This window comes from Mesorhizobium sp. 2RAF45 (assembly GCF_052115225.1).
GTDB lineage: Bacteria > Pseudomonadota > Alphaproteobacteria > Rhizobiales > Rhizobiaceae > Mesorhizobium > Mesorhizobium jarvisii.
Genome location: NZ_JBFRGG010000052.1, coordinates 1 through 374, shown reverse-complemented (window position 1 = coordinate 374; position 374 = coordinate 1). Strand labels below are relative to the sequence as shown.

The 374-nt window shown below is 69.7% G+C and carries 1 protein-coding gene; it reads right to left on the bottom strand.

Translation table 11 applies throughout. The features are described 5' to 3' along the window. The coding region (locus AB4Z43_RS33545; RefSeq protein WP_441941018.1) for a hypothetical protein at positions 1-374 on the bottom strand (374 nt) is incomplete at both ends.

The following is a 374-nucleotide window of genomic DNA, read 5'->3' as shown; positions in this document are numbered from 1 at the left end:
GTTGCCCCGGTAGAGCCGGTTGCTCCGGTAGAGCCAGTTGCTCCGGTCGAACCGGTTGCTCCGGTCGAGCCGGTTGCTCCGGTCGAGCCAGTGGCTCCGGTCGATCCGGTCGCACCGGTCGCTCCGGTAGAGCCAGTTGCTCCGGTCGAACCCGTCGCTCCGGTTGAGCCGGTCGCGCCGGTCGAGCCGGTTGCCCCGGTAGAGCCGGTTGCTCCGGTCGARCCGGTTGCCCCGGTAGAGCCGGTTGCTCCGGTAGAGCCAGTTGCTCCGGTCGAACCGGTTGCTCCGGTCGAGCCGGTTGCTCCGGTCGAGCCAGTGGCTCCGGTCGATCCGGTCGCACCGGTCGCTCCGGTAGAGCCAGTTGCTCCGGTCGA